The sequence below is a fragment of the Leptolyngbya sp. FACHB-36 genome (assembly GCF_014695955.1).
GTDB lineage: Bacteria > Cyanobacteriota > Cyanobacteriia > Leptolyngbyales > Leptolyngbyaceae > FACHB-36.
Genome location: NZ_JACJPG010000505.1, coordinates 1 through 8755 on the forward strand (window position 1 = coordinate 1; position 8755 = coordinate 8755).

At 53.3% G+C, this 8755-nt stretch carries 8 protein-coding genes; 3 read left to right on the forward strand and 5 right to left on the reverse strand.

What is annotated here, in order from left to right; translation table 11 throughout:
- Positions 1–121: 121 nt before the first annotated feature.
- On the forward strand, positions 122–910 hold the full coding sequence (locus tag H6F43_RS14400) for a hypothetical protein (protein ID WP_190343426.1): 789 nt from the start codon (positions 122–124) through the stop codon (positions 908–910).
- 14 nt (positions 911–924) lie between these two features.
- On the opposite strand, the gene H6F43_RS14405 is transcribed toward H6F43_RS14400, so the two are convergent.
- The 5 genes from H6F43_RS14405 to H6F43_RS14425 form a co-directional block, all read right to left on the reverse strand.
- The gene (locus H6F43_RS14405; RefSeq protein WP_242025624.1) at positions 925–2715 is read right to left on the reverse strand and encodes a ShlB/FhaC/HecB family hemolysin secretion/activation protein; all 1791 of its coding nucleotides are present in this window, start codon (positions 2713–2715) and stop codon (positions 925–927) included.
- 352 nt (positions 2716–3067) lie between these two features.
- Positions 3068–3478: an ATP synthase F1 subunit epsilon gene (gene atpC, locus H6F43_RS14410; RefSeq protein ID WP_190343427.1), complete on the reverse strand. Its 411-nt coding sequence runs from the start codon at positions 3476–3478 to the stop codon at positions 3068–3070.
- Positions 3479–3557: 79 nt separating this feature from the next.
- The gene (gene atpD, locus H6F43_RS14415) at positions 3558–5018 is read right to left on the reverse strand and encodes a F0F1 ATP synthase subunit beta (protein ID WP_190343428.1); all 1461 of its coding nucleotides are present in this window, start codon (positions 5016–5018) and stop codon (positions 3558–3560) included.
- A 111-nt stretch (positions 5019–5129) separates the two neighbouring features.
- On the reverse strand, positions 5130–6725 hold the full coding sequence (locus H6F43_RS14420) for a TAXI family TRAP transporter solute-binding subunit (RefSeq protein ID WP_199290354.1): 1596 nt from the start codon (positions 6723–6725) through the stop codon (positions 5130–5132).
- A 14-nt stretch (positions 6726–6739) separates the two neighbouring features.
- Positions 6740–6946 carry a hypothetical protein gene (locus tag H6F43_RS14425; RefSeq protein WP_190343430.1) on the reverse strand — a complete coding sequence of 69 codons (207 nt, stop codon included), beginning with the start codon at positions 6944–6946 and terminating at the stop codon, positions 6740–6742.
- 202 nt (positions 6947–7148) lie between these two features.
- Between H6F43_RS14425 and lepB the strand changes: the two genes are divergently transcribed.
- Both lepB and H6F43_RS14435 read left to right on the forward strand, forming a co-directional pair.
- Positions 7149–7970 carry a signal peptidase I gene (gene lepB / locus H6F43_RS22330; protein WP_242025622.1) on the forward strand — a complete coding sequence of 274 codons (822 nt, stop codon included), beginning with the start codon at positions 7149–7151 and terminating at the stop codon, positions 7968–7970.
- A gap of 194 nt (positions 7971–8164) precedes the next feature.
- Positions 8165–8755 (forward strand): site-2 protease family protein (locus H6F43_RS14435; protein WP_190343431.1); only part of this gene is annotated, 591 nt, incomplete at its 3' end.

Genomic DNA, 8755 nt, shown 5'->3' on the forward strand with positions numbered 1-8755 from the left:
GCTGAAACTGAACTACTGCGAATCGTGATGGCAGATTCCACAGCTGTCGTCACACAATTTGGACGATCGTCGTATGACCTGGAAGATGTTTTTGTGAATTTAGTTGAGGAGAAAATTGAGTATGAGCAGTAGACGCGTGATTCAGCCAGGGGAATTGCAGCCCATCACAAGCAGACGGTTACGCGGCTTTCGTCCGATCTATCAGAAGGAACTTGCCTATTGGTTTGGTACTCAACGCTGGTTATCTCAACTGATTATTTGGCTATCACTAACCGTCGTGCCTTTAGTTGGACTAACGCCGCCCACTAGCGATCGGGGAATCTCAATTTTGACCCTATTTCTTTGGTTGGGCGGTACTCTGATGTCGATCGGCACGATCGTTCTTGCTCAAGGCTCAATTATTGAGGAAAAACTAACGCAGACGCTGTTATGGATTTGTTCTAAGCCACTATCATCTACCGCACTTATTCTGGCTAAATTCTTGGCTCACGCAGTCTTCATTGGGGTAATTATGCTCGGTGGGTCTGCCATTTTCACCTACGTTGCCGCGCTGATATTTGGGTTGCCTCCACAAATCTCGCTACTAAATTATCTTTTGGGCGTTTGGATGATTTATCTAATGCTCTTATTTACTCTGGCATTCACCCTCATGCTTGGGACAATCTTTAATCGAGTTGGAACCGTAATGGCGATTTCGCTCTTCGTCTTTTTTGGAGGAGCTAGCTTAAATGCTAATCCGCAGCTGCGAGGCATTAAACCCTACACCGTGTGGGCATTGCAGAGCGATGCGACGGCAGCCGTCGCGGGTCGGTTTTCCAGCGAATTGTGGATTGCGATGAGCAGCACGATCGCATTCACTGTGCTGTGGCTGCTGATTGCCATTTGGCAGATGAAACGGTATGAGCTGTAGACGATTGGGTCGTTCTAAAACGGGTTAATCACCAGTGAGAAATACAGTCCGTTTTCTTGCAGCGAGTCTTTTTCGCCTTCTAATGTGATCAGCGGAATGCCCCAATCAAATCGCGCGGTCACGCGATCGCTGAGTTGAAACCGCAGTCCCAAGCCAACCGAAGCGAGCGTACTGGGGTCGGGATTAGACCGATCGCGATTCCAAGCGCTGCCCACCTCAACAAACGGCGTCAGTTGCAGCAGTCCATTGATGCGGCGGAAGCGGGCAATTGGAATCCGCACCTCTGCCGAGGCAAAGAGTCCATTGTCGGTGAGCAGCGCATCCTGTCGATAGCCGCGGACGCTATCTTGCCCGCCCAAGCCAAACTGCTCCAGCGGCACCAGCGGACGGTCTGCTAGCTGCACATCCCCACGCAGCAGCAGCAGCGTATCGGGTGCCAAAAGCCGCACCCACTGCGCCTGTCCCCGCCAGGCAAAGAAGCGGCTGTCGGCGGGTGCACTGTCATCGATGGTGGAATTGAGGGCATCGAGTCCAACGCTAAACTGCGATCGCAGTGCCACCACGTTTCGGCTGCTTCGCTGCGTCCACTCCTGAAAGAATCGCAGTGCTGTGACTCGCGTTTTGCCTTCTGGATCAGCACCAAATCCAGGAAAGGGAATTTCGCCATTGAGCAAGGTGGCTTCGCTTTCACGGCGGGTGGCGCTTAATCCCAGCGCAAACTCTTGCGTCGGCGTTTGCAGAAACGGCTGACGCAGGGTGAGTTCGTAGTAGCGGGATTTGGATTCGATGTCCAGGATGTCAAACGGCTCCTCAATCACGCGGCTCGAAGACGTGCCGTAGTTGAAGCTGATGGTGCCGTTGCGGGCGTTAATGGGCAGTGTGTAGCCAAGGTCTAGCGAGTTGCTGCCGTTCGTGTTCGTGTAGGCAGCGCTGATGCCGTCACCCAATCCCAGCAGATTTGCCTCACTGACTTGAATCCGACGACGATCGGTTCCCACATTTGGCGATCGTCCGTTATCGAAGGCAACCTGAACATCAAAGGTTCTTGCCTCGGCAACGCGCACCTCCAGCAGGCTAGTTCCCACCCGCGTCCCCGCCGATAGTTCCGCCGACAGGGTTTGAATTAGCGGATTTAGCTGCAGCAGTTGCAGGGCTTGCAGCAGGCGATCGCGGTTCAGCGGCTTTCCCGTCGCGACCGCTAGCCGACTGCGGACATAGTTGGGCGCAAGGCGGCGCGTGCCTGTAACATTGATCCCTTCCAGTTCGCCTTCAATCACCCGAATTTCCACAGTGCCGCCCTGCAGCGTTTGCGGCGGAATGTAGGCTCCAGAAGTGATGTAGCCGCGATCGACATACAGCTGCGTGATAGCGGTGCGAGCCTGAAACAGCTCTGCTAGCGTGATTGGACGATTGATGAATGGCGCGGTTACTTTAGCAAAATCGGCGGCGCTAAAGACGGTGCTGCCCGTCACGTCAAACCGCTGCACTGTGATGGTTTGGGGCGAATCGCCGGAGGGTTCTGACGGTGTGGCGGGCGCACCCGGAGGTTGCAGCAGTTCGGCAGGCGGCGGTAGCGGGGCGGGCGGCGTAAGTTCTGGAAGCGGCTGCGTCGAGGGCGGCTGAATTTCTCGCTGAGAAGGTGCCTGTGGGTCTGGAGGAGCCTGCGCCTTGGACGGCGCATCGGTTAATCCCAGCACTGCACTCAGCACGATCGCAGAGTTGGGCAGGAGTTTCAGGGTCCACTCGATCGCGCTCGTGGATTTTAGACAGACGGGCATTCGGAAATGAAGCGGAGTGAAGCGCATGGCGATCGAGCCTGACACAAGTGACTATCAACCAAAGCAATCAACGCACTAGGTATCTTAAAGCAAAACAATTATTTAATCAGTATTTAATGAGAAAATCCTTTTAGGAAGGCTTACTAAACACCTTGTAAACGCTAGCTTTTGTTGCCTCAGCCATAAGCAGCACTGCTGATGACTCCGGCATTCTTTACTGGTGTAGACGGTGCATCAACGTCTTGTTCGGCTCCTCAAGCGACGCAGCTTTAAAGGACAAAGCGATGCAGGAGGACACCTTTCTGTTCCCTGGAATACGTAAAAGACCAAGTAGGCTATCTACTCGGTCTTCTTGCAGTCATTGAGGAGGCGATCGTCGCTAGACTGCGCTACCGGAAGCTTGCAGGCGCGCACGAGCACGCTTGTACGCCTGAGTTGCTTGGATACGCTCTTGGCGATTGTCGGACTGCTGCGCCTTGTTAAAGCGAGCTTCCGCCTCAGTGTAAGCCGCACGAGCTTCCGCTTGATCGATGGTCTCGCCGCGCTCTGCTCCGTTGACCAGAACCGTCACTTCGTTGCTATCCACTTCTGCAAATCCCCCCTGCAGAGCGATCGGCACCCAGTTCTTATCGGACCGGACGCGCATGACTCCGGTATCCAGGGCTGTTAGCAGCGGCGCGTGCCCTGCCAAAATTCCCAGCTGCCCCGTAGTGCTGGGCAGAATTACCTCTTCTGCCTCCGAATCCCAGACGGTTTTGTCTGGCGCAATCACACGAACAGTTAATGGCATAGCGCTTCTCCTAAATTTTGAATTACGAATTTTGAATTATGAATCATCTCAAATTCATAATTCAAAATTCATAATTAACCTACTTGCCTTCCGCCTTCATCTTGTCGGCTTTGGCGATCGCTTCATCGATGTCGCCGACGAGGTAGAACGCTTGCTCGGGCAGAGCGTCCAGTTCACCGGAGAGGATCTTCTTGAAACCTGTGATCGTTTTGTCTAGCGTGACGTACTTGCCAGGAGCACCCGTGAACACTTCTGCCACAAAGAACGGCTGCGACAGGAAGCGCTCGATTTTGCGGGCGCGCGCTACGATCAGACGATCGTCTTCCGACAGTTCGTCCAGTCCCAGAATCGCAATGATGTCTTGCAGTTCCTTATAGCGTTGCAGCGTGGATTGCACCAAGCGAGCGGTGTTGTAGTGCTCGTCGCCGACGATCGCGGGTTGCAGCATCGTCGAGGTAGAATCCAGCGGGTCCACAGCAGGGTAAATGCCCTTCGACGCTAAACCGCGAGACAGCACCGTGGTTCCGTCTAGGTGGGCAAAGGTGGTGGCAGGTGCGGGGTCGGTCAAGTCATCCGCAGGCACATAGACCGCTTGAATCGAGGTAATCGAGCCTTCGTTGGTCGAGGTGATCCGCTCTTGCAGGTCACCGACGTCCGTACCAAGCGTGGGCTGGTATCCCACAGCGGAGGGCATCCGACCCAATAGCGCAGATACTTCCGAACCCGCTTGCACAAACCGGAAGATGTTATCGACGAACAGCAGCACGTCCTGCTTGTTCACGTCGCGGAAGTACTCTGCCATCGTCAAGCCCGACAGACCGACGCGCATTCTGGCTCCCGGCGGTTCGTTCATCTGACCGTACACCAGCGCAATCTTCGACTCGCTGAGGTTGTCTTTGTTGATTACGCCGGATTCAATCATTTCGTTGTAGAGGTCGTTGCCTTCGCGGGTGCGCTCGCCCACACCTGCAAACACCGACACACCACCGTGATTAATCGCAATGTTGTTGATCAGTTCCATCATGATCACGGTCTTGCCGACGCCAGCACCACCGAACAAACCAATCTTGCCGCCGCGACGGTAGGGAGTCAGCAAGTCAACGACTTTGATGCCTGTCTCAAACACCGAAGGCTTGGTTTCTAGTTCAGTTAGCTTTGGAGCAGAGCGATGGATGGGCATGGTTTCCGTCGTGTCAACCGGACCTTTCTCATCGACAGGCTCACCCAGCACGTTAAAAATCCGACCCAGAGTGGCAGGACCGACTGGAACGCTGATCGGTGCACCAGTATCTACAACTTCCATGCCTCGAATCAAGCCGTCGGTTGTACTCATAGCGACGGCGCGAACCTGGTTGTCGCCCAAGAGCTGCTGCACTTCGCAGGTGACAGAGACTTGCTGTCCTGCCGCATTCTCGCCCTCGATCTTCAGGGCGTTGTAGATAGCAGGCATCCTTCCAGCGGAGAACTTAATGTCTACGACTGGACCGATGATCTGTGTGATGTAACCAATAAAATTTGTCTTTTCTGTAGTGGTGACCATGCTCTCGCCCTACTGTGTGATTCAGCTATCGTGATTCAGCTAGTCCGACTGAAACAAGCTTAAGACTTGAAATGCCATTGATCAGCTTATCACTGATTGGGTTACGGATAGTTAAGTTGATCCCGGAAACGAAGTAAGTGGTGAGTGGTCAGCCGCGAGTGATGCATCAACTGGCGACTGACTAGCCAACGAAGCGGCAGCAAGCTGCGATCGCGGCTGACCTGACGCTGGAGCCAGCGTCATCAGGGAAAGCAGCGTTAACTCAACTAGCTCGATGTAGGCGCTGATATCAACTTGGTCGGACAGGAGCATGTCCCGGTACTGCTGCTTGATCTGCGTCAGCTTTTGCATAGCTTCGGCAGGATCGGTTTGCAGGCTGGCTTGCCATTCGTCCAGCAGCAGCAGGGTGTCTAGGACGAGGTGTTTGCGCTGCTGTTCCAGAATCGATCGACACTCATCGGCAAACATCTGCGTTTTCCGCTGCACTTGCTCGTAGACCTCCGTTGGCACGGTTCCTTCCACAAACATGACGCGGTGCTCTTGTTGTAGAGCTTCAATGCTTTGCAGCGCTTGAGCAGTTTCCTGAGGCAGGAGCGTTCTCAACTCGTTGATGCGCTTCGTTGTTGTGCTAGCAAGCTTTTTGGACTGCTCTTTGCGCCAGTGCCGTAGCAGCAGTCCGACGCCGCTGGTGCTAATCAGGATGAATAAGCCCGCTTGCAAGTCGCTGTTGTTTTCCCAGTAGCGCATCCAGGCGTCGCGGGGGTCGCCCTCCTCGTACACGTCTTGAGCGGCGGGATGAATGTAGACCAAGCCCTGCTGCATCAACGATCGTGGCTCTCCGGTCTGGAGCGCTGGGTAGAACTGCGCGTACTTGCGCGAGGTGGACAAAATTGACCAGGTGAGCAACCCCACTTTCTCCCGACTCATGTCTGGACGGGTTACAACCACGGTGGCAGTCGAAAAGGTCGAAAGATCCTGAGCAGGCACCGAGGGACGCGCGCTGTAGGTGCCGATCGGGATCTGTGCTGCCTGATAGGAACCGGGATCGCGCACAGTCAGGTAGTTCACCACGCTGGTTGGAATGGAGATCAAGCGCAGGTTGAGGTTTTGGTCGAACTGCTGCCGCAGCGTTTCGCTAGCACCGAGGCTACCCACGTAGATCAATGCATCCGTCTGTCGTGCTCTCAGTTCTTTGAGTGCCTGATCGAAGTTGGAGTCGTCTTCCCGAATAGTGAGCCGTGCGGCTGTTAGCAGTTGATTCGCCGTGTAGCGAGTGCCGCTGCCTTCAGACCCGATCGCGACCCGCTTGTTGCGTAAATCTTGAAAGGTGCGGATACCTGCATTGGCGCGAATAATCAGATGAATCGGTTCGCTTGCCAGCATAGCGATCGCTTGGACTTTCCCCTGTCGCATTGCCTCGCTCGCAACATCCAGCTGCACCAGGGCAAAATCGACCTCGCGATCCAACAGGCGTTGCAGGTTCTGCCGCGACCCCTGTGATTCCCGATTTTGCACGCTCATCTTGACCTGAGCATTAGCAGAGCTGCGAATTTGTTCGCCCAAGCGATTATAGTAGCCCTGATTCAAACCGCTGGAGATGCTGATGCTTTCGGAACGACTGCAACTCCCCAGCGTCACCAGCAGCAACAGCCCTGCTGCCATCTGTCGGATCGTTGATCGGAATTGAAGCGCAGCGAAGTGGGTCACGGCTCGAATGGAAGCTAGGAGGTGGGGATTTGCCATTCGTCTGGGTTTGCTGGTGTTCCAGTCCGCAGATGGCTACCTTCACCATACGCGATCGCTCTGCAACAAGCCGCTAACGGCTCCTTGATCAAATTCTTGATCAGACATTGCTCTGTCACGAACTTGACGGCACGATCGCTTCTAAAATGCCCCAGCCAGCGCAGTAAAACCAGCCCAGTAAACACAGAATGTCTTTAACTCTATCCAGATCGTAAAAGGCAGGCAGAGTAGAATTTATCTGACAGGATGCTTCGACGGTGCAGAATGAAGCTTGACCTACTGTAGCGGAGACCATGCAATGCTGCACGACGCTGTAATTTAGCTCAACTCTTAGACGGATAGGAAGCTAGCTGTTCCAATAAGAACCGACTCAATACTTAAGTACTTATGAGTTTCAAATGGCGAAAAACAGCGATTACTGTATTAGCTACAATAAGCACCAGTTGGATAATTCAGCAGCCTGGGTCAAGCGATGTTCCACCAGATAACAACCCTGTGTTGTCAGAATCTTTGTGTCTCGCTGTTTTAGAAGATGCTCTTAAAAAAGGGCGATCGAGCAACTGGAATCTCTCTGAACAAGACCGAAAAATTCTGCTTCAGTGCCGTAGCCAATTCTATTCATCACCAAACAATGCTCCTTTACCAACTGCATCTCAGTGCATTGCTGTGAGTCAAACACTTATGCAGCAAGGATTAGACAAGTTGGTAGAACTGAATATTTCAGAAGCGCAGTCACGATCGCTGCAAAAATGTGGCGAAGTGATCAAAGCCTACTACATTCCTTCTAAGGCGATGCTGCCGACGCTTCAGGTAAACGATCGCATTATCCTTGATAAAACTGCCTATCGTACTCAGACACCGCGAAGAGGCGATATTGTTATATTTCAACCCACAAAATCGCTCCAACAGCAAAACTTCAAAGAGGTCTTTATCAAGCGGGTGATCGGATTGCCAGGGGAAAGGGTTGAAGTCAGAAATGGGACGGTTTACATTAATAAAAAACCTGTCAAGGAAGCCTATATTGCAGAGCGTCCTCAGTATCAGTATGGACCTGTTGTAATCCCTAGAAATAGCTACTTTGTTTTAGGCGACAACCGCAATAATTCCCACGACAGCCACTATTGGGGGTTCGTCCCGCGCGATCTAATTGTTGGCAAGGTTGTTTGGCGCTACTATCCACTCGATCGCGCAGGTTCACTTTCTCAATGAGTTGCTGTTAATAAAGCTGTCCATTCTACAAATCAGGTTCCTTCGACAAATTAGCATCGGAATGCCACCGACAATGGGCGCTGAGGCTGCTACGCCCTAATGCTTACTGCTCAACTCGGCTGTGTATGCCTTGCGACTCCACCGGGAATGAGTACCATCCTTTATCCTGGAAGAAGAGACCGAGGAAGCTATATATGCAATCAGGTTGGCGGGTTGGTTCCCTATTTGGCATTCCGCTATTTATCGACCCTTCGTGGTTTTTTGTGCTGGTTCTGGTTGCCGTGCCTAGAGGCTTGCTGTGGCTAGAGCAATATCCACAGTGGGGAGCAGCGACCGCTTACGCCGCAGGTGGAGCGATGGCGCTGCTGCTGTTTGGCTCGGTGCTGCTGCATGAACTGGGACACAGCTTAGTGGCTCGATCGCAAGGCATTAAGGTCAATTCCATTACGCTGTTTTTGTTCGGCGGCATCGCCTCGATCGACGAAGAATCGAAAACGCCGGGTAAAGCATTTCAGGTCGCGATCGCAGGTCCGGCAGTCAGTCTAGCTCTGTTTGGGCTGCTGAGTTTGCTGACCGTCGTGATTCCGGGCAAAACGAGTCCGCTCATGGTGATTGCCAGCCACCTTGCCATGATCAACCTGATTCTGGTGCTGTTTAATTTACTGCCGGGACTGCCGCTGGATGGTGGACAAATTCTGAAAGCGGCGGTGTGGAAAGCAACCGGCAACCGCTTCAAAGGAGTGCACTGGGCAGCGAAAACAGGTAAAATCCTGGGCTGGACCGCG